At 64.5% G+C, this 23,591-nt stretch carries 23 protein-coding genes; 9 read left to right on the plus strand and 14 right to left on the minus strand.

Annotated elements, in window-relative coordinates; translation table 11 throughout:
• Nucleotides 1-22: 22 nt before the first annotated feature.
• Nucleotides 23-970, minus strand: a complete 948-nt coding sequence (locus ACOCG7_RS05210) for a LysR family transcriptional regulator (protein WP_421377066.1) — start codon at nt 968-970, stop codon at nt 23-25.
• A 235-nt stretch (nt 971-1,205) separates the two neighbouring features.
• On the opposite strand from ACOCG7_RS05210, the gene ACOCG7_RS05215 reads away from it, so the two are divergent.
• Nucleotides 1,206-2,207 (plus strand): aldo/keto reductase, encoded by a 1,002-nt coding sequence (locus ACOCG7_RS05215; protein ID WP_310120228.1) that lies wholly within the window; start codon nt 1,206-1,208, stop codon nt 2,205-2,207.
• Between the two features lie 114 nt (nt 2,208-2,321).
• Here the strand turns inward: ACOCG7_RS05215 and ACOCG7_RS05220 are convergent, their stop codons facing one another.
• A complete protein-coding gene (locus ACOCG7_RS05220; RefSeq protein WP_310132765.1) occupies nt 2,322-2,660 on the minus strand; it encodes a hypothetical protein in 339 nt (112 codons plus the stop codon).
• A gap of 693 nt (nt 2,661-3,353) precedes the next feature.
• On the opposite strand from ACOCG7_RS05220, the gene ACOCG7_RS05225 reads away from it, so the two are divergent.
• A complete protein-coding gene (locus tag ACOCG7_RS05225) occupies nt 3,354-4,301 on the plus strand; it encodes a peptidoglycan DD-metalloendopeptidase family protein (RefSeq protein WP_073431632.1) in 948 nt (315 codons plus the stop codon).
• A 64-nt stretch (nt 4,302-4,365) separates the two neighbouring features.
• On the opposite strand, the gene ACOCG7_RS05230 is transcribed toward ACOCG7_RS05225, so the two are convergent.
• Nucleotides 4,366-5,184: an alpha/beta fold hydrolase gene (locus tag ACOCG7_RS05230; RefSeq protein ID WP_421377561.1), complete on the minus strand. Its 819-nt coding sequence runs from the start codon at nt 5,182-5,184 to the stop codon at nt 4,366-4,368.
• Nucleotides 5,185-5,542: 358 nt separating this feature from the next.
• Nucleotides 5,543-5,941: a hypothetical protein gene (locus ACOCG7_RS05235; RefSeq protein WP_073431631.1), complete on the minus strand. Its 399-nt coding sequence runs from the start codon at nt 5,939-5,941 to the stop codon at nt 5,543-5,545.
• A 360-nt stretch (nt 5,942-6,301) separates the two neighbouring features.
• Between ACOCG7_RS05235 and ACOCG7_RS05240 the strand changes: the two genes are divergently transcribed.
• Genes ACOCG7_RS05240 through ACOCG7_RS05250 form a run of 3 tightly spaced genes read left to right on the plus strand, consistent with a single transcriptional unit; the run spans nt 6,302 to nt 10,307 of the window.
• Nucleotides 6,302-6,757 carry a (2Fe-2S)-binding protein gene (locus ACOCG7_RS05240; protein ID WP_114164649.1) on the plus strand — a complete coding sequence of 152 codons (456 nt, stop codon included), beginning with the start codon at nt 6,302-6,304 and terminating at the stop codon, nt 6,755-6,757.
• 1 nt (nt 6,758) lies between these two features.
• Nucleotides 6,759-9,014, plus strand: a complete 2,256-nt coding sequence (locus ACOCG7_RS05245) for a molybdopterin cofactor-binding domain-containing protein (RefSeq protein ID WP_421377070.1) — start codon at nt 6,759-6,761, stop codon at nt 9,012-9,014.
• A gap of 12 nt (nt 9,015-9,026) precedes the next feature.
• Nucleotides 9,027-10,307: a c-type cytochrome gene (locus ACOCG7_RS05250; protein ID WP_114164647.1), complete on the plus strand. Its 1,281-nt coding sequence runs from the start codon at nt 9,027-9,029 to the stop codon at nt 10,305-10,307.
• 118 nt (nt 10,308-10,425) lie between these two features.
• On the opposite strand, the gene ACOCG7_RS05255 is transcribed toward ACOCG7_RS05250, so the two are convergent.
• The 7 genes from ACOCG7_RS05255 to ACOCG7_RS05285 form a co-directional block, all read right to left on the minus strand.
• A complete protein-coding gene (locus ACOCG7_RS05255) occupies nt 10,426-11,082 on the minus strand; it encodes an amino acid ABC transporter permease (RefSeq protein WP_421377072.1) in 657 nt (218 codons plus the stop codon).
• 2 nt (nt 11,083-11,084) lie between these two features.
• Nucleotides 11,085-11,852 (minus strand): amino acid ABC transporter permease, encoded by a 768-nt coding sequence (locus ACOCG7_RS05260; protein WP_421377074.1) that lies wholly within the window; start codon nt 11,850-11,852, stop codon nt 11,085-11,087.
• Between the two features lie 66 nt (nt 11,853-11,918).
• Complete coding sequence (locus ACOCG7_RS05265) at nt 11,919-12,743, minus strand: transporter substrate-binding domain-containing protein (RefSeq protein ID WP_073431625.1); 825 nt, start codon at nt 12,741-12,743, stop codon at nt 11,919-11,921.
• A 152-nt stretch (nt 12,744-12,895) separates the two neighbouring features.
• Nucleotides 12,896-13,969 (minus strand): ABC transporter ATP-binding protein, encoded by a 1,074-nt coding sequence (locus tag ACOCG7_RS05270; protein ID WP_073431624.1) that lies wholly within the window; start codon nt 13,967-13,969, stop codon nt 12,896-12,898.
• A gap of 34 nt (nt 13,970-14,003) precedes the next feature.
• Nucleotides 14,004-14,885, minus strand: a complete 882-nt coding sequence (locus ACOCG7_RS05275) for an ABC transporter permease (RefSeq protein ID WP_421377077.1) — start codon at nt 14,883-14,885, stop codon at nt 14,004-14,006.
• On the minus strand, nt 14,882-15,883 hold the full coding sequence (locus tag ACOCG7_RS05280; protein ID WP_310132742.1) for an ABC transporter permease: 1,002 nt from the start codon (nt 15,881-15,883) through the stop codon (nt 14,882-14,884). Before ACOCG7_RS05280 ends, ACOCG7_RS05275 begins: the two co-directional genes overlap by 4 nt.
• Nucleotides 15,880-16,974, minus strand: a complete 1,095-nt coding sequence (locus ACOCG7_RS05285; RefSeq protein ID WP_154873560.1) for an ABC transporter substrate-binding protein — start codon at nt 16,972-16,974, stop codon at nt 15,880-15,882. Before ACOCG7_RS05285 ends, ACOCG7_RS05280 begins: the two co-directional genes overlap by 4 nt.
• Before the next feature lie 566 nt (nt 16,975-17,540).
• On the opposite strand from ACOCG7_RS05285, the gene ACOCG7_RS05290 reads away from it, so the two are divergent.
• Nucleotides 17,541-18,434 carry a LysR substrate-binding domain-containing protein gene (locus ACOCG7_RS05290; RefSeq protein WP_154873561.1) on the plus strand — a complete coding sequence of 298 codons (894 nt, stop codon included), beginning with the start codon at nt 17,541-17,543 and terminating at the stop codon, nt 18,432-18,434.
• A gap of 16 nt (nt 18,435-18,450) precedes the next feature.
• Here ACOCG7_RS05290 and ACOCG7_RS05295 read toward each other — a convergent pair whose 3' ends face one another.
• Together ACOCG7_RS05295 and ACOCG7_RS05300 are read right to left on the minus strand one after the other, a co-directional pair.
• A complete protein-coding gene (locus ACOCG7_RS05295) occupies nt 18,451-19,533 on the minus strand; it encodes an ionic transporter y4hA (RefSeq protein WP_310132737.1) in 1,083 nt (360 codons plus the stop codon).
• Nucleotides 19,534-19,910: 377 nt separating this feature from the next.
• The gene (locus ACOCG7_RS05300) at nt 19,911-20,276 is read right to left on the minus strand and encodes a BON domain-containing protein (protein WP_083086178.1); all 366 of its coding nucleotides are present in this window, start codon (nt 20,274-20,276) and stop codon (nt 19,911-19,913) included.
• 365 nt (nt 20,277-20,641) lie between these two features.
• Between ACOCG7_RS05300 and ACOCG7_RS05305 the strand changes: the two genes are divergently transcribed.
• Both ACOCG7_RS05305 and ACOCG7_RS05310 read left to right on the plus strand, forming a co-directional pair.
• Entirely contained in the window at nt 20,642-21,289 is a 648-nt protein-coding gene (locus tag ACOCG7_RS05305; RefSeq protein WP_073431654.1) for a DNA-3-methyladenine glycosylase, read from the plus strand.
• A gap of 273 nt (nt 21,290-21,562) precedes the next feature.
• Nucleotides 21,563-21,907 carry a DUF4148 domain-containing protein gene (locus tag ACOCG7_RS05310; protein WP_073431617.1) on the plus strand — a complete coding sequence of 115 codons (345 nt, stop codon included), beginning with the start codon at nt 21,563-21,565 and terminating at the stop codon, nt 21,905-21,907.
• Nucleotides 21,908-22,166: 259 nt separating this feature from the next.
• On the opposite strand, the gene ACOCG7_RS05315 is transcribed toward ACOCG7_RS05310, so the two are convergent.
• Nucleotides 22,167-22,610 (minus strand): CBS domain-containing protein, encoded by a 444-nt coding sequence (locus ACOCG7_RS05315; RefSeq protein ID WP_073431616.1) that lies wholly within the window; start codon nt 22,608-22,610, stop codon nt 22,167-22,169.
• 268 nt (nt 22,611-22,878) lie between these two features.
• Between ACOCG7_RS05315 and ribA the strand changes: the two genes are divergently transcribed.
• Nucleotides 22,879-23,529 carry a GTP cyclohydrolase II gene (gene ribA / locus ACOCG7_RS05320; protein ID WP_073431615.1) on the plus strand — a complete coding sequence of 217 codons (651 nt, stop codon included), beginning with the start codon at nt 22,879-22,881 and terminating at the stop codon, nt 23,527-23,529.
• Nucleotides 23,530-23,591 lie beyond the last annotated feature (62 nt).

Genomic DNA, 23,591 nt, shown 5'->3' on the forward strand with positions numbered 1-23,591 from the left:
TTCGGCCGTTCGCTGCGTCGTTTCACTTCGCGGTTTGGCGCGTCCGTTTTCTTGCAGGCGCGGTGGCGGCCGGCGTGGTGGCGGCGATCAGTTGCGCGATCCAGTCGACGAAAATCCGCACGCGCGGCGCCAGATGACGCCCATGCGGAAACACCACCGACACCGGCAGCGGCGGCGCCTTCCAGTCCTTCAGCACTTCGACGAGTTCGCCGCTTTCGAGGAGCGGCGCCTCGCCCTTGCCGATCGGCCCCTGCATCAAGCCGAGACCCGCGAGGCAGCACCCGATATAGGCATGCGCGCTATTGACGGAGACGGCGCTGCGCATCACCAGCGTCTTGAGCTCGCCGTGCTCCTCGTATTCCCAATCGAGATCGCGCCCGGTGCGGCTGGAAAAGAAACCGACGGCGAGATGGTCGGCCAGGTCGGCCGGCGTGCGCGGCAGGCCGTGCTTTTCGATGTAGCCGCGCGAAGCGCAATTGAGCTGCTCGAACTCGCCGATGCGCCGCGCCACCAGCGTCGTGTCGCCGAGATTGCCGACGCGCACCGCGCAATCGACGCCTTCCTCGATCAGATCGATCATGCGGTCGGTCGCGCTCAGCACGACGCGAATGTCGGGGTAGCGCGCGAAAAAGGCGGGCAGCGCGGGTATCACCACGTGCAAGGCCAGCCGCTCCGGCAGATCGACGCGCACCACGCCGCGCGGGCCGGCGGCGACGTCGGCGAACAGCGCTTCGGCGTCGTCGATATCGGCCAGCACCTGCATGCAGCGCTCATGATAGGCGGCGCCTTCGGGCGTGAGCGCGACGCGCCGGGTGGTGCGCTGGAGAAGTCGCACCCGCAAGTGCGTCTCGAGATACTGGATCGCGCCGCTGACGCTCGGGCGCGGCAACTGCATCTGCTCGGCGGCCTTGGTGAAACTGCGCAACTGCGCGACGCGGGCAAAGATCCTCATGGCCTGCAAGTGATCCATCGATACTGCTCTCCGTCAAATAGTCAACCGCGTTGGTTCGGGTTTTGATTGCCAATCGATGGCATGGATTGTTAGGCGCCGCCGACCAATCTGATTGACGGCCATGCCTTTATCCGCGTGTTGGCAAGGCGCAGAATGCCCTTCGAGCATGGCAAGCCGCGCACCGAACCCGGTAACCGTTCGACCGCCTCGCCACCTTCCTCAACCGGATCAACCGACCTTGGGAACGCACGCAATGAACACACGTCAACTGGGCCGCCAGGGCCCGCGAGTCTCCGCCATCGGCCTCGGCTGCATGGGCATGTCCGATCTGTACGGCCCGGCCGACCGCGACGAAAGCATCGCCACGCTTCATTCGGCGCTCGACGCCGGCATCACGCTGCTCGACACCGGCGACTTCTACGGCATGGGCCACAACGAAATGCTGATCCGCGACGCGCTGCAAGGGCGCCAGCGCGAGAACGTGGCGGTCAGCGTGAAATTCGGCGCGTTGCGCGATCCGGCGGGCAACTGGATCGGCTACGACGCCCGGCCACAGGCCGTGCGCAACTTCCTCGCCTATTCGCTGCGGCGGCTCGGCACCGACTATATCGACATTTACCGGCCGGCGCGACTCGACCCGTCCGTGCCGGTCGAGGACACCGTCGGCGCGATCGCCGATCTCGTGAAGGAAGGCTACGTGCGCCACATCGGGCTCTCGGAAGTGGGTGCGGACACGCTGCGCCGCGCGCGAGCGGTCGCGCCGATCGCGGATCTGCAAATCGAATACTCGCTGATGTCGCGCGGGATCGAAGCCGGCATCTTGCCCGTGTGCCGCGAACTCGGCATCGGGATTACCGCCTACGGTGTGCTCTCGCGTGGGTTGCTGAGCGGCAAGTGGTCGAAAGAGCGCGGCGCGCAGAAGGATTTCCGCAGCGTCAGCCCGCGGTTTCAGGGCGAGAACCTGGAGCGCAATCTCGCGCTCGTCGACACCTTGCGCACGCTTGCCGAAGCGCGCAACGCGAACCCGGCGCAACTCGCGGTGGCCTGGGCGTTGTCACGCGGCGACGACATCGTGCCGCTCGTCGGCGCGCGCCGCCGCGCGCAGTTGACCGACGCGCTCGCCGCCACGGCGTTGAAGTTGAGCGCCGACGAACTGGCGCTGATCGAAGCCGCCATTCCGCCGGAAGCCGTGGCCGGCACGCGTTATAACGAAGTGCAAATGGCGCATCTGGACAGCGAGCGCGGCGGGCATTGATCGAATAATCGATCGAGCGACCGGGTTGAAACGCGGGAATGAAAACGCGCCTTGGGAAACCGATTCCCAAGGCGCGTTTTTGTGATTAACGAATATCGGACGACGTATTCGCTTTCAGTTCATGACGTAGTGCTGAAACAGAATGCCAACGAGTATGCCGGCCGGAATGCCGAAGGTTCGGCCGCTCAGCGTGGCGCTCAAATCCTCGTCGAGTACGAAGGCTGAACGGCGCTCACGCCAAACGGTTTTAAAGGCCAGCGGCTTCGCATCCACGATGACGATGGAAAGCAGTGCGGTCAAGACGATCTGTTCCAACGCATGCAGTTTGGCGACAAAAGGAAAAAATGGAGAAAGCTCGCCTGCATTGCATAGCAGCACCATAATCACGGCGGCGACCAGGGTCCCGAAGAAAAAACCACTTACGAATCTATTTGCTGAACTGAGAGAGTCCATTTAATGCCTTAACTTAACTCGTCGCGGCTATCAAAGCTCACGAAGTAAAAAAATACCGGTGCTATGGGTTTGGCCTTCGCTCAATCCGCGATGTATTGACTGCATCGCCGGCAAGCCTCAAAGGGACGCGTAAGAATATTTGCTTTACGTTCGTCCACATATCGTCCTATTCCTAACGCTTGCTGAGACGAGTCTTAAAAGGAAGCCGGTGAAATAGGCGGCGAGAGGGCACCTGCCAGTGCCCGGACAGCGACGACCATCGTCGCGACGAACGGAGCGCGATGGCAATTCAAGTTCTGGCGGCATCCTGCCGTTAACCCGTTGGTCTTCGTCCGTCCGTCGGGGGCTAGTCGCTTCCGCTTAGGCGGCGCCACGCGCAACGGGATGTGCAACCGGGCGCGCAACTTTGTATCAGAGTGTGTGGGACGACGCTTTTTGTTTAAAACGCGTCTTACAATTCCGCTTGATTTTTAATCAGCCATCCGGTCCTGTTCGCGAAAGATCAGCGGGTTCGCGTCCGCATGGACGCGCGGCGAGCGCGCGGAAGATTGGATGGCTTCGGCAGGTCACGGATAAGCACCGCACGAGGCGGCTTGCCCGTCTCGCGGAGAAAGCCGGCGCGGCGTGAGTACGCGCGCATCACGCGAGACGGCGGCATTCCGCCCGCCAATGAATTCAGCAGGAGAGTCGAACATGGTAGGAAAGCGTTTCGACCGAACAATGATGGCCGGTCTGGCCGGCGTGTGGATCGCGCTGGCTCTCAACGGTTGCGCGAATGTCGGACAGCAGGACGCGCAGACGGGCGCGGCACCGAGCGCGGCGGCGGCGTCCGGAGTCCAGGCGGCCGCGGCGCCCACGCCGGATACGGCGGCGAGCATGCCGGCCAACAAGATCAACGCCGCCGACCAGGGCACGCCGTTGAAGGCGCCGCCGCTGGTGTATCGCGTCAAACGCGGCGACACGCTCGCGCGCATCGCGCAGCAGCATCATTGCAGCGTCAGGCAGTTGCAGACGTGGAACGGCTTGAAGGCGTCGTCGCGTTTGAAGTCGGGGCAGGTGCTGCGCGTCGCGTCGCCGGAAACGGTGCGGGCGGTGAATGCGGCCAACGCGGCCGCGGCTTCCGCGAAGACTTCGTCCGCGCCGGCAGCGCCGCTTGCGGGGCAGCCATCGTCGGCGTCGACAACCGCCGCGCAGTCCACGGCGCAATCAGCCGCACTGAGCGCCGAGGAGGCGCGTGAAGTCGCGCAGCAAACCACGCGGCGCGCGAACGGCGTTTCGCTGGCGTGGCCCGCGGGCGGACGCGTCGTCGAAAGTTTCCAGCCGGGCGAGACGCGCGGCATCGAGATCGGCGGCAAACCGGGCGATCCGGTGCGGGCCGCGGCCGACGGCAAGGTGATGTACGCCGGCACGGGTTTGAACAGCTACGGCAGCCTCATCATCGTCCAGCACAACAAGGACTTTTTGACCGCCTACTCGCACAACCGCAAGCTGCTCGTGAAGACCGGCGACATCGTCAAGCAGGGACAGCAGATCGCCGAGATGGGCGACGAAAACAACTCACGCGTTTCCGTGGGTTTCGAATTGCGGCGCGACGGCAAGCCAATCGATCCCATGCCTTATCTGCCGCAAGGCCGCGGTTAGGGGGCGAGGCGCGCGCCTTTAGCGCCGAGGCATGCGCCCCTTCAGGAGCGCCAGGCACGCACCTTTAATCCAGCCAGCGCAGCGTCGCCGCGACGATCGCTTCGGGCGCATCTTCCTGCATCAGATGGCCGGCCTTCGGGACGGTCTGAAAACGCGCCTCCGGTATGGCCGCGGCCAGTTGACGGCCGCGCTCCGGTGCAATCCACTGGTCCTCTTCGCCCCACAGAATCTGCGTCGGACAGCGCATCCGCGGATAGCGCGCTTCCACTTCATCGGTATAGCGCTGGTCCATCTGCGCGATCTGCCGGTAGAACGCGGCTTGACCTGTCGCGCCGAGCCACGGCGTCACGTAGGGCGCGAGTTCGTCATCGGGGATCTCGCGGGCGATGGCGCCGCGCACGTAGGCCTTCACCACGGCTTCATGAATATACGGCGGCAAGCCGGCGAACGCGTCGCCGTGTTCGCGCACGTGCCGCACGAACGGCGAACCCCAGGGCGCAACCGCAACCGGATCGATCAGTGTGAGACTGCGATACTCGCAGCCGTCGATGAGATGCGCGCGCAATGAAGTCGCGCCGCCAAAATCATGGGCGATCACGTCCGGGCGCTTCAGTTGCCAATGCACGAGCAATTGCGCGAGCAGCACGTTCTGCACGCCGAGCGAAACGTCCTGGCCGTCGCACTGTTGCGACTGGCCGTAGCCGAGCAGGTCGTAGTAGTAAACGGTGCGGATTTGCGCGAGATGCGGCGCGATGCGATGCCACACATACGAAGAGAACGGCGTGCCGTGAACCAGCACCAGCGGCGGACCGTTGCCGGTCACGTTAAAGCGCACGGTTTGATCGCGGAACGTATAGCTTTGGGGAAGCGGCCAGTTTTGCATCATGAGCGTCGCGAGAAAGTCTGCTTGCCTTAACGGGTTGCGTGAAGCCTGATGCCCGGTGTTTCGTAGCCTGCTGTGAATCGCTCCCGGAAAACCTCACCTTTGTTTTAGTCTGCAACGCCAGGCAAATTCATCGAGACGTCCGCTCGCGGACTCCTCGTCGGTCCGAACGCGGCAGTCTGCACCGCATACCTTTGCGAATCGCGCATGAATCGCCTTCAAATAAGGTGTTTTCATGTCGGCGCGATTCGGAAGACCAGGTAATCGGCTAATCGCAAGCGACTTCACCCTTCAACTCGCCGACGCCCGACCAACCGAAAGCCTGTTTTTCAACGGTGAGGAAATTCGGGAGCCGACGCTATTTCGCTGCCGCGCCGCGCAGCAGTTGCGAGACCTGGCCATGCAGATGCAGGATCGCCGGATCGGCCTGCAACAGCGGCAGATAACGCGGCAGAAAAGCATTATTCGGCTGATCGGCTGAAAAGAGACCCACGATCGCTTCGGCTGCGGCGAGCCGGTCGGCGGGCTCGGCTTCCTTGTCGTCGAGAATTTCGTCGACGTTCGCAATCAAGGTCGACAGCGGCGTGAGCCAGCGAAACCCCGAGCCGTTGATCAGCACTTGCAGGAAGGCGGCGGGTGTCACCGGGCCGAATTCCTTTTCATACGATGCGCGCTCGTGATCGAGAATGGATTTATGCAGCGCCAATAGCGGTCTGCGAATCTCCGAGAGGAATTGAGTGCATTGCTGGTCGTTCATCGTGCGGCTCCTTCGGATGGTCAGGCAGTCAGACGGTAAGGCCGGTTCGAGTCGGGCGAGCTCAATCAAGCGATGGTAACGCATTGATCCGGATGTCGTTCGTTCCGTGCCAGGCGCGCCGGCAGCGGCTCTCCTGTTGCGTCAGCGCGCCAGGGGTCGCGGCGAAATTCTTTGTGCGCGACTACAATTTGCCGGACTGTTGCGCCGCATCCGCGCCGCGCATCATCTTCGATTCAATTGCACGCCGGCCTCATCGCGTATTAGCAGCGCTTACCGAATAAACGCGGCAAGCTTTCCTGCTTTGGTTCGACGTCCCGTCTAAACAGACTGACAAACAATAATCCCCACTCGGAGCCGCCCATGACCACGTTCAACATCAACGGCCAAACCCATACCGTCGATGCACCGCCCGACATGCCCCTGTTGTGGGTCTTACGCGACCTCGTCGGCTTGACCGGCACGAAGTTCGGCTGCGGCATCGCGCAATGCGGCGCGTGCACGGTGCATCTCGACGGCGTCGCGGTGCGCTCGTGCGTGTTGCCCGCGGCGGCGGTCGGCGACAGGAAGATCACCACGATCGAAGCGGTCGGCAGCACGCCGGCCGGACAGAAGGTGCAGCAGGCATGGCGTCAACTCGACGTGGTGCAGTGCGGCTACTGCCAGTCGGGCCAGGTGATGTCGGCCGCCTCGCTGCTCGCGAGCAATGCCAATCCCACCGATGCGGACATCGACGCCGCGATGGCCGGCAACATCTGCCGCTGCGGCACGTACAACCGCATCCGCGCGGCGATCAAGCAAGCCGCGAAGGGAGTCTGATATGTCCCAGGGATTGCTCGATGCACACAACGGCGCACACCACGGCGCGCAGCCGTCCGACAGCGGCAAGGGCCGCGTCAGCCGCCGCACGTTTCTCAAGTTCGGCGTGACGGTGGGCGCGGCGGCCGGCGGCGGCTTGCTGCTCGGCTTCAGCATGCCGGCCGCGAGCCAGGATCAGAAGGCCGGCAAATCGGTGATCGGCGGCGACGCCGACGAGGCGCCGCAAAACGGCGTGTTCGCGCCGAACGCGTTCATTCAGATCGACACCGCGGGCAAGGTCACGCTCGTGATTCCAAAGGTGGAAATGGGTCAGGGCGTCTATACGTCGATCCCGATGCTGATCGCCGAAGAACTCGAAGTGCCGCTGGATTCAGTCACGCTCGACCACGCGCCGCCGAACGAAAAGCTCTTCACGGACCCGCTGCTCGGCGGCCAGCTCACCGGCGGTTCCACGTCGATCCGCTATGCGTGGGAGCCGATGCGCCGCGCCGGCGCGACGGCGCGCGTGGCGCTGGTCAACGCGGCCGCGCAGCAATGGCAGGTCGATCCGTCAACCTGTCATGCGCAAGCCGGCCAGGTGATTCATGCGGCCAGCAAGCGCAGCATCGGCTATGGACAACTGGCGGACGCGGCGGCCAAACTGCCCGCGCCGGAAAACGTCAAGCTGAAAGACCCGAAGGATTTCAAGCTGATCGGCACCGCCGTCAAGCGCCTCGACTCGCCGGAGAAGGTGGACGGCACCGCCGTGTTCGGCCTCGACGTGCGCGTACCCGGCATGGTCTACGCGGCTATCGCGAACTGCCCGGTGTTCGGCGGCACGCTCGCGAGCGTGGACGACACCCACGCGAAGAAGATCCCGGGCGTGCGCCAGGTGGTCAAGATCGACAACGCGGTCGCCGTGATCGCCGACCACACGTGGGCCGCGAAACGCGGCGTGCAGGCGCTCGACATCAAGTGGAACGAAGGCGCGGGCGCGAATCTTTCGATGAAGCAGATCGTCGACGATCTCGCCAACGCCGCGCAGCGCAACGGCGCGGTCGCGCGCAAGGAAGGCGACGTCGGCAACGCGTTTTCGAATGCCAAGACGCGCGTGGATGCCGTCTATCAGCAGCCGTTCCTCGCGCACGCCACGATGGAGCCGATCAATTGCACCGTGCACGTGCGCCCCGACGCCTGCGACGTCTGGATCGGCTCGCAAGTGCCGACGCGCGTGCGGGACGCCGCGATGAAAGAGACCGGCTTGCCCGCCGACAAGATCGTCGTGCATAACCATTTGATCGGCGGCGGCTTCGGGCGGCGGCTGGAATTCGACATGGTCACGCAGGCGGTCAAGGTCGCCAAACAGGTGTCCGCGCCGGTCAAGGTGCTGTGGACGCGCGAGGAGGACATTCAGCACGACATGTACCGGCCGTACTACTACGACAAGCTTTCCGCGGGGCTCGACGCGAACGGCAAGCCGGTCGCGTGGCAGCATCGGATTGTCGGCTCGTCGATCCTGGCGCGTTTCGCGCCGCCCGCGTTCAGGAACGGCATCGATCCCGACGCGGTGGAGGTTGCCGCGGACCTGCCGTACGACTTGCCGAATCAACTGGTCGACTATGTGCGCCAGGAACCGCATGCGGTCCCCACCGCGTTCTGGCGCGGCGTGGGACCGACGCGCGGCACCTTCGTGGTGGAGAGTTTCATCGACGAACTCGCCGCGCAGGCCAAGGTCGATCCGGTCAAATATCGCCAGGAGCTGCTGGGCAAGACGCCGCGCGCGCTGAACGTGCTCAACACCGCCGCGCAGGCGGCGAACTGGGGCAGCGCGGTGCCGAAGGGGCAAGGGCGCGGCGTCTCGGTGATGCACGCGTTCGGCAGTTTCTTCGCGATCATCGTCGACGTGGCGGTGGACCAGGGCGAGGTCGCGGTCAAGCGCGTGGTGTGCGCGGTCGACTGCGGCATGGTCGTGAATCCGAACACGATCGAAGCGCAAGTGCAGGGCGGCATCATCTTCGGCATCACGGCCGCGCTCTACAGCGAGATCACGATCAAGAACGGCCGCGTCGAGCAGAACAACTTCACCGACTACCGGATGCTGCGCATCGATCAGACGCCGCCCATCGACGTGCATATCGTGAAGAGCAGCGAGGCGCCGGGCGGCATCGGCGAACCCGGCACCGCGGCGCTCGCGCCCGCGCTGACCAACGCGATTTACGCGGCCACCGGCAAGCGGCTGCGGCAATTGCCGGTCGGCAGTCAACTGCAAACCGTCTGACCGGAGCCCGACATGAAAAACACACTGAAGGGTTTCGGCGCGGCGCTGTGCCTCGCGCTGCCGTTCCTCACGCAAGCGCCGGCGCAGGCCGCCGATCAAACGCTGGTGCAGCGCGGCGCGTATCTGGCGAAGGTCGGCGATTGCGCCGCCTGTCATACGGCGCCGCGCGGCAAGCCGTTCGCGGGCGGCCTGCCGATGAGCACGCCGATGGGCCACATCTACACCACCAACATCACGCCCGAACGGCAAACCGGCATCGGCGGCTATACCGAGGAGGACTTTGCCCGCGCGATGCGTGAAGGCGTCGCGAGAGACGGCCACAACCTGTATCCGGCGATGCCGTATCCGTCGTATGCGAAGGTCAACAACGACGACATGAAAGCGCTGTACGCGTATTTCATGAGCGGCGTCGCGCCGGTGCAGCAGGCCAACCGCGAGCCGGACATCAAGTGGCCGTTGAACATGCGCTGGCCGTTGAAGCTCTGGAACATGGTGTTCCTGGAGAAGGGCGTCTATCAGGACAAGCCGGGTAAGGACGTCGCCTGGAATCGCGGCGCATACCTCATTCAGGGCCTCGGGCACTGCGGCTCGTGTCACACGCCGCGCGGCATCGCGTTCCAGGAGAAGGCGCTCGATGAAAGCGGCAGTGCGTTCCTCACGGGCGGCCTGCTCGACGGCTGGTTCGCGGCGAATCTGACCGGCGCGCACAACGTCGGCCTGGGCCGCTGGAACGATCAGGATCTGCAGACCTTCCTCAAGACCGGCGCGAATCGCCACGCCTCGGCGTTCGGTTCGATGACCAGCGTGATCAACAACAGCACGCAGGCCATGAACGACACCGACATCGCGGCGATGACGACGTATCTGAAGTCGCTGCCGCCGGCGGGCGGCAATGGCGCGCCGCCTTATACGTTCGATCCGCAAGCGACGAAGGTGTCGTTGAACCGTCCCGCGAACGATGCCGGCGCGCGCGTGTACACGGCGTATTGCATGCACTGTCATGGCGTCGACGGACGCGGTTTCGCGCCGATGCTTGCGCCGTTGGCGGGCAATCCGAATGTGCTCGAGACGAATCCGTCGTCGCTGATCAACGTGACGTTGAACGGCACCGAGGATCTGGTGATCGGCGGCATTCCCGCGCCGTATCCGATGCCGAAGTACGCGCCGGTGTTGAACGACCAGCAGATCGCCGACGTGCTGAGCTTCGTGCGGGCGGGCTGGAATAACGGTGCGCCGGCGGTCAGCGCGGCGGAAGTGGCGAAGCTGCGCAAGTCGACGCAGGCGGCTCGCTAGTCATACGGGGCGGCACAAAAAAAGCGGCAACCGTTGTTGTTCACTGTTGCCGCTTTTTCATTCGCGGACGCAAGTCCAAACCAAAACGCCCGGCCAAAACGCTCGCTGCAAACGCGAGCTAGCGATGCTGCCCGACCTTCTGCCGCTTCTCCAACACGCGCGCGTACCACGTCAACGGGAAGCACATCGCGAAGTAGATCATCGCGACCATGCCGTAGATCGGGAACGGACGGAACGCGGCGTTGGTGATCATCGTGCCGGTCTTGGTCAACTCGACGAAGCCGATGATCGACGCGAGCGCGGTGCTTTTCACCACCTGCACGAGAAAACCGACCGTCGGCGCGACGGCGATTTTCAGCGCCTGCGGCCACACGATATAGCGCAGTTGCTGGCCGAACGTCATGCCGAGACTCGCGCCCGCCGCCCATTGACCGCGCGGCACGGCTTCGACGCAGCCGCGCCAGATGTCGACCAGATACGCGCTCGTGTAAAGCGTCAACGTGACGGCTGCCGCGACCCACGGCGATACTTCAACGCCCATCAACGGCAAACCGAAGAACGCGAGAAACAGTTGCATCAGCAGCGGCGTGCCCTGGAACACTTCCACGTACACGATCACGATCCGGCGCAGCCACGGCAGCGGCGAGACGCGCATCGCCAGCAAGATCAGCCCGACCATGCCGCCGCCGACAAACGCGATCTGCGACAACAGCACCGTCCAGCGGGCGGCGAGCAGCAGATTGCGGGCGATGTCCCACAGGGTGAATTCGACCATGATCAACGCTCCGTGGGCAGGGTGCGCGGGGCGCGCCACATCAGGCGAGTGCGCCAGCCACGCGGCGCGCTGTCGGCGCCGCGCGCCGCGCTGTCGGCGCCGCGCGCCGCGCGGCCGGCGAACAGACCGCGGCCGAAGCGGTTCAGCAATTGCCGCAACAGGATCGACATCAACAGATAAGTGGCCGTGATGATCGCGTAGCTCTCGAACGACCGGAAGTTGCGCGACTGGATGAAGTTCGCCGCATACGTGAGATCGGGCACCGAGATCTGCGAGACGACCGCCGAGCCGAGCATCACGATCAGCACCTGGCTCAGCAGCGCGGGAAACACGGCGGCGACCGCCTGCGGCAGCACCACGTAGCGGAACACTTGCCGCCCATGCAGACCGAGCGCCTGCGCCGCCTGCACCTGGCCGCGCGGAATCGAATCGATGCCGGCGCGCACGATCTCGATCGCGTACGCGCCGAGATTGACGGTCATCGCCAGAATCGCGGCCTGTATTTCGTCGATATGAATGCCGAGGCTCGGCAAGCCGAAGAAGATGAAGAACAACTGCACGATGAACGGCGTATTGCGGATCAACTCCACATAGCTCGCGATCACCCAGCGCGCCCATTTCGGCCCGGCCACCGCGACGCTCGCGCCGCCAATGCCGACGAGACCGCCCAGCACGGTGGACACGGCCGTCAGCCCCAAGGTCACGGCGACGCCGCGCGCGAGCATCCCCGCATAGAGGCCGAAGCCGCTGAAATCGAACGCATAGGTCATGGCGTGGCGCTCATCGTGAGGTCAAACTCCGGCGCGCACCGGCATGCCGGCGCGCTCAAACAAGGTTCAGAGATCGGCCGGCAGCGGCGCGCGCAACCACTTCTGCGAAATCGCGTTCATGGTGCCGTCCTTGCGGGCCTTGGCAATGGTTTCGTCGACTTTCTGCTTCAGACGCGGCTCGTTCTTGTTCAAACCCACGTGATCCGGCGAGCTGAAGAGCGAAAACTTCTGCTCGGGATCGTTCGCGGGATGACGCGCGAGAATCGTGGCGCCGACGTCGTTGCCGACGACCATCAACTGTACCTGACCAGAAAGGAACGCCGAAATTGCGCCGTTAGGATCGTCGAATCTTTTTATGATCGCCGTGGGCGGCGCGATTTTGCTGACGCTCAGGTCCTCCAGCGTGCCGCGCGCGACCGACACTGACTTGCCCGCGAGGTCGCCGGCGTTCTTGACGGGCAGCGCTTTCGGGCCGAACACGGCGAGGTAGTAGGGCGCGTAAGGCTGCGAGAAGTCGATCACCTTTTCGCGCTCCGGCGTCTGGCCCACCGAAAGCAGCATGTCGGTTTTGTGGCCGGCGAGGTAGGCCATGCGGTTGTCGCCCGTCACCGGCACGAGTTCCACTTTCACGTTGAGCGACTTGCCGATCAGATCGGCGACGTCGATGTCGTAGCCCATCGGCTTCATGTCCGGGCCGATCGAGCCGAACGGCGGATAGTCCATGAACACGCCGATGCGCACCGTGCCCGACTTCGCGATGTCGTCGAGCGCGTCGGCTCGCGCGGCGGACGAAAAGGCGCATAGCGCGCCGAGGCTCGTGAAGGCGAGGGCGGCGGCGAGCGCCGCGAACCCGCGGCGGGTGGTCGATTTCGAAACTTGCGGCTGGTGCATGGTCTTTCCTCTGTCGAGAACGGTGGTATTGGAATGGCTTTGGGGGTTGGCTGGAATGTCGCTCGCGGTGGTCGCGCGGTTCGGTAGGTGGCTCGGTTCGGTAGTTCGGTAGCTCGGTTCGGTAGTTCGGTGCGGTGACTCGGTTCGGCGGCTCAGTGCGCGGCGCGCGCGGCGATCAGCTTGCAGGCGTGCGGCGGCAATTCCGCGAGCACCGGCATGCCGAGCGTGAGCCCCGGCGTTTCGCGCGGCGTGGTGGTGGCGGTCAGCGTGAAGCCGGCGCAATCGATCGTCGCTTCCAGCGAGGCCCCCACGTCACGGATAAACGTGACGGTGCCCGCGAGCCGATTCGCGCCGGCTTCGGCCGAAGCGGGTTTCACGCACACGTCCTCAGGGCGGATCAGCAGGCGGATGTCGCCGCCCGAATCCGGCACGCGCGCCGTTTGAGCGACGGCGATGCGCCGCCCGCCCGGCAGGCTCACGCCGAGCGCGCCGTCGTAAGTCACCGGCAGGATATTGCCGAGGCCGATGAAGTCGGCGACGAACTCGCTGACCGGATCGCGATAGATATCGAGCGGCTTGCCCACCTGCGCGATGCGGCCCTTCTCCATCACGACGATCTCGTCGGCCATCGTCATCGCTTCGCGCTGATCGTGCGTGACCATGATCGTCGTGATGCCGAGGCGCTGTTGCAGCAGACGGATCTCGACCTGCATCGCTTCGCGCAGCTTGGCGTCGAGTGCGGAGAGCGGTTCGTCGAGCAGCAGCAGTTTCGGTTGCGAGGCGATCGCGCGCGCAATCGCCACGCGCTGGCGCTGACCGCCGGAGAGTTGCGTGACCGGCCGGTTCGCCATGTGCGGCAACTGGATCAGGTCGAGCAGTTCGGCGACGCGGCGCGCCTGTTCGTGCTTCACGGTCTTGCGCAGCTTCAGCGGATAGGCGACGTTCTGCGCGACCGTCATATGCGGGAACAGCGCGAGCGACTGGAACACCATGCCGAAGTCGCGCTGGTTCGCCGGCAGCCGCGTGATGTCGCGGCCGGCAAAGTGGATGCTGCCCGAACTCGGCGTTTCGAGCCCGGCGATCATTCGCAGCAGCGTGGTCTTGCCGCAGCCGGACGGGCCGAGAAAGCAGACCAGCTTGCCGTCGGGCACGCTCAGATCGACGCCGTCGACGGCATGCGCCGCGTTGAAGCGCCGGGTCACGGCCTGCAAGGTGAGATGGGTCATCGAATGCTCCGGCGGCAACGCGTGAGAAGCGCGGTCAAAGCGCAACGCCTTCGTCGCCGATCAGCTTTTCCAGCAGCCAGATCAGCGCGAAGTCGATCGCGACGATGAATACGGCGAAACAGAACACGGTCGGATCGAGCGACGACACCGTGCGGCTGTACAGCCACACCGGCAGGGTCATCGTGTCGATGCCGTACAGGAAGAAGGTCACCGTGAATTCGTTGAACGAGACGATGAACGCGAACAGCATGCCGGCGAGAATGCCGGGGCGCATCAGCGGCAGGATCACGTCGACGAGCGCGCGGCCAGGACTTGCGCCCATCACGCAGGCGGCTTCCTCGAACTCGGGGCCGATCGAGGCCACCGACGCCGCGCAATTCTTCACGGTAAACGGCAGCGCCAGAATCACATGCGCGATGATCAGGCGGAACACGCCGAGCTCGACCGGCAGCACGTTGAACACCAGCAGCAGCGAGAGCCCGAGCATCACGAGCGGATAGACGAGCGGCAACGCCACCAGTTGCTCGACCGCGGGCTTGCCGCGAAAACGGTAGCGGCAGAGCGCATAGGCGGCGGGCACCGAAACGAGCGTGGCGATGACCATCGTGCAAAGCGCGACGATCAGGCTCGTGCTCAACGCCGCGCCCATCGACAGCGAGTCGCTCGCATCCGGCGCGACGAAGCTGTGCCACGCGGCGCGATACCAGTGCAAGCCGTAGGCGTGCGGCGGGAATTCGAGCGTATCGGCCGCGCTGAACGACATCACGATCATCGTGATGATCGGCAGCGCGGCGAGAAACAGGACGAGCGCGGCCAGCAGCGCGGTGGCCTTGCCGAGCCGGCCGGGCATCGTGACCGGCCAACGGGAAACACGGGGCAAACGCGCGAGCCGCGCGGTTTGAATCGGCGTGCTCATGCGCGCGGCTCCTCGGCAAGACGTTGCGTGCGGCGCACGAGGCGCTGCGAGAGCGCCATCACCGTGAGCGTGGCGAGCATCAGCACGACGCCCGATGCGGACGCCGCCGGCCAGTTCAGCAAGGGCGCCACCTGATCGTGGACCAGCACGGCGAGCATCGGCACGCGGCGTCCGCCGAGCAGCAAAGGCACGGCGAACGCGCTGGCGTTGTACGCGAACACCAGCAACGCGCCCGACACGAGACCGGGCAGCGCGAGCGGCAACAGAATGTGACGCAGCGTTTGCCAGCGCGTCGCGCCGAGCGTCGCCGCGGCCTCTTCATACGAGCGCGAGACCGCGCGCATCGCGCTCGACAACGGCAGCACGGCGAGCGGAAACGCCGTCTGGATCAAGCCGAGCAACACGCCATGTTCGCGATACAGCCACATCACCGGGCGTTGCACGAGCCCGCTGCCGAGCAGGGCATGATTGAGCAAACCGGCCGGACCGAGAATGATCAGCCAGCCATAACCTTGCAGCAGCAGATTGACGAGCAGCGGCAGAAGCACACCCGCGAGCAGCAGACGCCGCGCGAGCCGCGATTGCGTGCGAGCCATCGCGAGCGCGACGGGAATCGCCAGCACGACCGCGCAGATCATGCTTTGAAACGCCAGCTTCAGCGTGAGCCATAAAGACTTGAGGAAGTAGCCGTCGAGCAGGTCCGCGTAATTTTGCAGCGTGAAGCCGCGCCACTCGTTGCCTTGCGTGCCGAAGCTCATGCGCAGCACGACGAGCGCGGCCGCGCCGAGCACCGCGAGAAACAGCAGGATCGGCGCGAGCAGCAGCCACGGGCGCGCTTTGTCCAACGCGCTTGCGGCGGGCTGGTCCGGCGCGACGGATGCGGGATTGGGCGCGCCGCCCGCCGCGCCCGCCGCGCTGCCGGATGCCGCGGCCGAACCCCGCGCCGCAGTCGACGCCGATCCGGCTCGCCGCGAAAAGCGCGCGAGCATCGCCGTCATGCCGAGAAGATTTCGGTGTAGCGCTTGATCCACGCCGGCTGCACGACGGCGAGCGCCTTGTCGTCGTGCAATACGGCTTTTTCGGCGATCTGCCGCGGGCTCGGCACGAACGCGCGGCTCTCGGCGGGAATCACCGCTTTCGAATTGACCGGGCCGTTCAGCACGTCCGCCGCCATGCGGCCTTGCACGCCGGCATCGAGCGAATGGTTGATGAAGGCGTGGATCAGATCGCTGTCGCCGGGATGCGACTTCGGGATCACCGTGAACATCAGTTGCGTAGCGAAGCCTTCCTTCATGCCGTAGGTCACGCCCATCTTGTACTCGGGCTTGCGGATCTGCGCGGGGAAAAAGGCCGGCGAATAGATGCCGCCGATATCGAGCGAGCCGGTGCGGAACAGATCGGCCACCTGGTTCGGGTTCTCGCCGAGCGTCATCACGTGGTCTTTCAGTTGCATCAGTTTCCTGAAGCCCGGCTCGATGTTCTGCTGCGAGCCGCCGTTCATTTTCGCGGCGATGATCGCGAGGTCCACTGCTTCGGCCCATTCCGGCGGCGGCAGGAACAGGCGGCCGGCGTACTTCGAGTCCCACAACGCTTCATACGACGACGGCGCTTCCTTGAACGTCGACGTGTTGTAGATCAGGCCGTCCGACCACAGCAGATAGCCGATGCCGAAACCGTTCGCGCCCGTGCGGTATTGCGGGGCCACGTCCTTGAGATTCGGCAGCTTGTCGAGATCGGGCTTCATCAGCAGGCCGGCGTCGCCGAGACCCGCCGCGCCCACGCCCGCCAGCGTGATCACGTCGTAGGTCGGCCGCTCGCCCGCGGCCTTGACCTTGGCGACCATGCCGGAGGTGCCGTCGGCGCGATCGGCGATCACCTTCGCGCCGGTCTTCGCCGTGAAGGTGGCGGCGATGTTGCGCAAGGCCGCGGCGCCGGTGTCGTCAGACCATGTCAGGAGGCGCAGCGTTTTGCCGGAGAAGTTGTGCTCCTCAGCCTTGAGATTGACGAACGGCATCGGCAACGTGGACGCCGCGAGCGCCGCGCCGAGCGTCTTGATGGCCTGCCTTCTACCCCGTTTGATGTCTTGCATGGCGGTCTCCTGTGTTGAGCGCCTGTTGCTGGGTGATGTTCGCTGTGACCGCTGCCGCTGCATCGCTCGTTGGCGCTGCCCGCCTGGCATGACCGGGCGCGTTGCCCGATGCGCCGCGGTGGATGCACTCTAGGTTTGCCAAAATCCCTCAACAAACGAAATATGCGCATGGAACGCATGAGCTAATCTCATGCGTCGGCATTGAGGTGGTGGTGCCGGCGGCATTGATCGGGCAAGCGGGAGCGCCGAGACGGTGGCGCGTGCGGGTTAACGTCCACGTTTTTTCCGCGCTCGGGCTGCGCGGGGAGGTATGAGGAAAGCTCGGTTCTGGTGCGGTCGCGAACGGTACGCGCCCTGTGCCGGTGCAAACCGGCGGTCGAGCCCGGCGTCCTGCTTCATGCCATGAGCAACACGCATGGGTTCAAGCGAGGTTCGAGCGCCTGTGAGAATTTTCGATGGCGTATCCTATCGGCCAGATGGGCCGCATGCGCTGCGCGACGCCCATTGCTTCACGCTCGCGCAATGAGTTTTTCTGATCCTTACTGGACCCTACTGGACTTCTTTCGATGCGCCGTCTCCCGCCGCTCAACGCGCTGCAGATTTTCGAAACCGTCGCGCGGCATCGCAGCTTCACGCGCGCCGCGGACCATCTTTGCCTGACGCAAGGCGCGGTGAGCCGGCAAATCATCGCGCTCGAGGATTACTACAAGTTCCCGCTCTTCAAGCGTCACGCGAAGGGCTTGACGCTTACCGCCGAAGGCGAGCTGCTGCTGCCGGCCGTGAAGGAAAGCTTCGCGCGCATCGAGGAGATTTCGCTGCGCCTCACGCGGCAGCGCACCGATCTCGCGCTGAAGGTGCCGACCTGCGTGATGCGCTGGATGCTGCCGAAGATCATGCGCTTCCAGGCCGAGTATCCCGATCTGCACGTGCAGATCACCACGACCTGGCAGCATGACGTCGACTTTCAGATGGAGCCGTTCGACGCGGCCATCATCTATGGTTCGTCGCCGGGTGCGGACGTGCAGGCGGTGCCCTTGTTCGAGGAGCGTCTGACGCCGGTGTGCGCGCCCGATCTTCTGAAAGACAAGCCGTTGGACGAGATCGCGGACCTGGCGCGCCATACGTTGCTGCATCCCACGCGCGATCATCGCGACTGGAAAATGTGGCTCGCCAAGGTGAGCGAGGCGGATGCCGCGAACGCCCAGGCGATCGACGCCGAGCACGGGCCGAGTTTCGACACGCTCGACATGGCGACCAACGCCGCGTTGCAGGGCTTCGGCGTGGCGATCAGCGACCTCGCGCTGATCGACGAGGACGTCGCGGCGAGGCGGCTGGTGCGGCCGTTCGATACGGTGCTCAAGACCGGCTGGCGTTATTACTTCATCTATCCGGATTCAGCCGCGCATCAGCAAAAGCTCAATCTGTTTCGCGACTGGATCGCCGCGCATTGGCAGGAGTGAGGCCGCGAACGTCGCGTCACGGCGCGAACGACAGAAACAGATACGCCGCGAACAGCGACAGATGCACGGCGCCCTGCAGAATCGTGGTGCGCCCGCTGCTGAGCGTGAGCGTGCCGACCAGCAGCGTGAGGATCAACAGCACCGTTTGCTTGCCGTCGATGCCGAGCACGAGCGACTGACCGGTCGCGAGAAACACCGCGGCGACGGTCGGAATGGTTAGCCCGATACTGGCGAGCGCGGAACCCAGCGCGAGATTCATGCTGTTCTGCAAGCGATCGGCGCGGGCCGCGCGCACCGCCGCGAGACCCTCGGGCAGCAGAACGAGCGCGGCGATGATGATGCCGACCACCGCCGCCGGCGCGCCCGCGTTCTGCACCGCGGTTTCGACGACCGGCGACAGCACCTTCGCCAGCAGCACCACGGCGACGAGGCACACCAGCAGCAAACCGCCGGCCGCGAGCGCCACGCGGCTGCTCGGCGGGGCGGCGTGCACGTCTTCGTCGGGCACGTCGGCGAGAAAGTAATCGCGATGCCGTACCGTCTGCACGAACACGAACACGCCGTACAGCACCAATGACGAAACGCCCGCGAACGCCAGTTGCGACGGCGACAGCACCGGGCCGGCGCGGGTGGTCGTGTAGTTCGGCATGACGAGCGTGAGCACGGACAGCGAGGCGAGCACCGCCAGCGCCGCGGCCGCGCCACGGCTTTGAAAGTCCTGCTCGCGATGCCGGATGCCGCCCACTAACAGGCAAATGCCCACGATGCCGTTGCAGACGATCATGACCGCGGCGAACACGGTGTCGCGCGCGAGGCCGGCCTTTTCGGGGCCGGAGGTCAGCATCACCGAGACGATCAGCGCGACCTCGATCACGGTGACGGCCACCGCCAGCACCAGGGTGCCGAACGGCTCGCCGACGCGATGCGCGACCACTTCCGCATGGTGCACCGCCGTAAACACCGCCGCGCACAGCGCCACGCCGACCAAAGCGAGCAGCAGCCCGTTGCCCGGCAGCAGATAGGCGGCGCCCAGCACCATCCAGGCGACGAACGGCGCGGCAATGGTCCAGCGGGGTAGAACGGTCGCGGTCGAGGTCATTGGGGCTTCCTTTTTGTTGCTTGTTTTGACTGGCGCGGAGGGGTTCCACGTGGGCTAGGAGCGAGCGCGGAAGCTCATGCGGCTTCTCATAAATACGTTCTAACGTATTAAATTATAAGGGATACTTGACCGCGTCCGAGATTTTCGCAGACGGCGTCCCGCAGGCGCGGTACATGCGGCGACGCTTGACCAGAACGATCGGTCAAGCGGGCTTGCGCGGAAAGCAGGTGGGTTGCAGTGTAGTGCGGCTTCGCGAGATTCGGCGGCGTGTAGCGCCGGAGCGAGCCGGTTGAACCTAGTGATCTGATAGTCGGGCGTCGATGCGTTGTCGAACCCAGCGACGCCCGGATCTGCCGCTACGGTCGCGGCCGACCGAATTACTGTCCGACCGGGCGGATCGTCAGCGCGTTCTTCACTGAAGTCACGCCGGCGACGCCTTGCGCGGCCTGAGTCGCCAGATCGACTTGCGGCTGCTCCGGCACGGAGCCGGCCAACGTCACCGCGCCGCCACGTGCACGCACCGAGATATTGGCCACGCTCAGCCCTTTGGTTTTCGTCAGCGCGCTACGCACCTTGCGGCCCAAGGCACGATTGGCGGCCTTGGCCTGCTTGGCGGTCGGCGCCGCGGAGGCTGCCTCGGGGGCCGCCGTGGTCGCCGCATCGCTGCTTTGCGCGTAGGCGTTGAGCGATGCCAGAACGATCAGCGCGCCGCCGACCATCTTGATTGCCGTGAATGCTTTCATTGAACTCTCCTGTTGTCGTGAATACTTCGGTCCCCGGGTGGGGACGCTTTAATGCAACTACGGTACTTCGGGACGAATCTGAACGGGACTGTGCCGCGGGTCGTGCGAGTGCATGCAAGCTGACTGCTGATCGAGGCGAGGTGATGCGATACGAGCGGGCCGAGGCGCATGCGAGCCGGCAAAGGCTGTGCCGCGGACCGGAAACACACGATACTCCAATCGATGCCGCGGCGACTGCGACGGTGCCACGAAATGAGGCGTGGCTACAACGCATCGGCCGATGACAACCGACCCATGTCGCGATACCGCGTGGCATGGCGCATCCATCGAACCGCGCGCTGCGCGCTTTTAAAAAGGCCGAACGCATGCCCGAACCGTTGCTTCCCATCCTGCCGTTGCATCGTGACGATTTGCCGGTCGATACGATCGGCCTGGCGCGCTTCATGATCGGCAAGTACCTCGTGCACGATCTGCCCGAAGGCCGCATCAGCGGACGGATCGTCGAGACCGAGGCGTATCCGGTCGGCGATTCGACCAGCCATGCGTTCATCGGCCGACGTCCGCATAACGGCTCGATGTTTCTCGCGCGAGGTCACGCCTACGTGCGCCTCACGTATGGCTTGTCCTACATGCTGAACATGTCGGCGGAAGCGGAGGAGGTCGGCGCGGGCATTCTGTTTCGCGCGATCGAGCCGCTCGAAGGTTTGCCGTTGATGGAAGCGCGGCGCCCCGGCGTGCCGCTGCGCGATCTCGCGCGTGGACCCGGCCGCTTGACCACCGCGCTCGGCATCGGCCAGGCGTTCGACGGCCGCGATCTTTGCACTGGGCGTGGTCTTTGGATTGGCGTGATTGAACGTGGCGAGTTGCCGGTTGGCGTGACGACGCGCATTGGTCTGTCGCGCGAAATGCATCGACCGTTGCGGTTTTTCGAACCGGGCAGCGCGTTCGTGAGCGGACCGCGAAAGCTGTTGTTGAGCGCGCATGCCGGACCCGAGGCTCGCGCGAAAATCTGACCGGCAAGCGCACGGGCGCCGGCAAAATCCGCCGGGACAGGATGCGTTTTGGAAACCTCAGACACAAAGGCTTACGAAGCCGCGCATTATTACGGGGAACCCTCGACCCAATTCGCATGCGACGGTAAATTCCGCTGCACTGTTGCGATTAGGGCAATTATGTATCTCTCAATTAAGGGTTTTCCCTTGGCGTGCCGGTGACTAGACTGGAATCACTCGCTGCTCACGGTGTGTGGCAAGCGAAGCAAAAAACCAATCTGGAGGTAAGTCATCATGAACTCGTTTATCAAGGCAGTTGCCCTCGCAGCCGTTCTCGCGGCCCCGGTCGCCTCGTTCGCTCAATCGAGCCAGCAACCCGTGACCCGCGCGGAAGTCCGTAACGAACTGATTCAGTTGGAGCGCGCCGGCTATAACCCGGCCACCGCCAGCGATCCGGCTTATCCGGCCGATATCCAGGCCGCCGAGCGCCGCGTGCAGGAACAGAACCCGGCCATCGCACAAACCCAGCAGCCGGTCGCCGACACCAGTGGTTACGGCGCGCCGATGAGCGGTTCGTCGCAGTCGGGCGGCACGGTCCAGCCGACCTCGGGTCCGAAGTCGGTTTATTTCGGTAACTAACGCGGTAGCGCGGTATTGGAAAAGCAGAAATCCGCGCGCCGCTCGATGCGGCACGCATCACGACACGGTGTCTTTGTTCCGGCGTGAGACTCGTGCGCGGCACGCTGGGTAGCCAGCCCGCCGCGGCGCGGTCCCGGTCCACGATACAAGGAACCTCCGCTGCCGCAAGGTAGCTTCGCCCAGCCCGGTCAAGGATTGGGCTTTTTTTGCGTCTGCGTGTTTGCGTCGAATCGCGCGGCGCGCGAGGCGCCGCCGTGCGTCAAGGACGCTCGCCGTGAATATAGAACTCGAGTTGCTGAATGGTGAACTGCTGTTCAGCGATGATGTTCTTCACCAGGTCGCCGATCGACACCATGCCCACCAGCCTGTCGTTTTCGATGACCGGCAAATGGCGCATGCGGCGTTCGGTCATGAGGGCCATGCAGTCGTCGGTGCTCTGATCGGGGCGCACGAAGCGCACGGCCTTGCTCATGATGTCGCGCACCGGCGTGGCCTTGGACGAACGGTCCATCAGCACGACCTTGCGCGCGTAGTCGCGCTCCGTGACGATGCCGGCGATGCTGTCGCCATCCGTCACCACGAGCGCGCCGATGCCTTTTTCGGCCATCAGCCGGATCGCCTCGTAGACGGAATCGTCGACCCCGATCGTATAGACGGTGGTGTTGTTCGGTTTCGTTTTAAGAAGCTGTGCAACGCTTGTCATGGAGCGGCTCCGTTTCGCTATGCGGCGCGCCGGCACGGCGCGTTGTCGTGAGGGACAGGCCATTCCAGTATAGGCGCGACGCGCCGCCGCGGTACTTCGGGAATACCTGGGGCGCGCCGCAAGCCGAGTTCGGGTAGCGGCGCGGCACCGGGCGGCTCCATGCACCGCGCAAGGGCATCGGGTGCACCGTGCCGATTAGCGGTAAACTCCCAGTCCGTACCTTATCCCCGGTTTGATCGGGTTCATGTCAGCACCACTGTCCAACGCCATGCTCACGTCTCACGATCCGTCGCCCACGGCAGACGGCGCCATCAGCGAAGAATGCGTCGTTCTCGACGCTACCGCCACGCTTCCCACGCGCTACGGCACGTTCACGTCCTATGTGTTTCGCGTGGTCGACAGCGGCGCCGAACATCTCGCGCTCGTGATGGGCGAGGTCGCGAACCAGTCGTCGGTACTCACGCGCCTGCATTCGGAATGCCTCACGGGCGACGTGCTTGGCTCCTATCGCTGCGATTGCGGCGAGCAGCTCGATCTCGCACTGCGCTATATCGCAGCCGAAGGCTGCGGCGTGCTGTTGTATCTGCGCGGCCACGAAGGGCGCGGCATCGGCCTGTCGAACAAGATCCGCGCGTATGCGCTGCAGGAGCAGGGGCGCGATACCGTCGAGGCCAATCTCGACCTCGGCTTGCCCGACGACTCGCGCGAATACGATTCGGCGGCGGGCATTTTGCGCACGCTGAAGGTGACCTCGGTGCGTCTGATGAGCAACAATCCGGAGAAGTTCGACACGCTCTCCAAGCACGGCATTCCGGTGTGCGAGCGGGTTGCGCTGGCGATTCCGATGCGCGAGGAAAACGAGCGCTACATCCGCACCAAGCAGTTGAAGTTCGGTCATTACTTCGACGAGAACGAATAGTGGAATTTCCAAACCTATCTGGAGTCGTCCGAACTAGTCTAGTAGTGGTCGTAAGTCACTGA

The sequence above is a fragment of the Paraburkholderia sp. DD10 genome, assembly GCF_049177125.1.
GTDB classification, from domain to species: domain Bacteria; phylum Pseudomonadota; class Gammaproteobacteria; order Burkholderiales; family Burkholderiaceae; genus Paraburkholderia; species Paraburkholderia terricola.